Here is a 568-nt window from a genome sequence, read left to right as displayed (position 1 = left end):
AAGTTAATTAATAAAGTTTAGCAGAATAAAATAGGTCAAGTGGCTGAAATTCAGTACCTTTAATGGTATCTAACCACACATTAAAGCAATGAACAGAACAGCACTTGACCAATATGAGGAACTCGTAACCGATGCTTTGAAAAGTTGTTCAGCAAAGTTACGCAGACAGCTCGGAACAACGCTTCCGGCAGTTGTTCGAACGTGAGTTTGACTGGATACAGTTCAATCTCTTCCTTATGCGGCAGCGGTTTGGAGAAAGCGTTAGAAAAGCCATTGCCATAGACGTGAGCTACATTTCAAAGTCGGGAAAGAAGACTCCTTATATCGGCAAGTTCTGGTCGGGATGTGCTTCTCAGGTGAAACGGGGAGTGGAAATTCTCGGCATCGGCATTATCGACATTGACAGTCGGGACTGCATGATGCCGCCTTGTGGTATGCACATGACGGTGTCCGCACAGGCAAGCGTGGACGGCCGCGTATCAAAGGCGGGAAGATTGATTTTTGAGAAACTCGACCTTCAGCGTTGCGAGATTCGCGACATTGAAGGAGGAAGGGCTTACTCAGTCAA

1 pseudogene is annotated in these 568 nt (G+C 46.3%); it reads left to right on the top strand.

What is annotated here, in order from left to right:
- Positions 1-191: 191 nt before the first annotated feature.
- Positions 192-568: pseudogene (locus H9625_RS17475) on the top strand (hypothetical protein); the annotation flags it as partial.

It is taken from the genome of Phocaeicola intestinalis (assembly GCF_014837065.1).
Lineage (GTDB): Bacteria > Bacteroidota > Bacteroidia > Bacteroidales > Bacteroidaceae > Phocaeicola > Phocaeicola intestinalis.
This window is presented reverse-complemented; position numbering and strand designations above follow the sequence as displayed.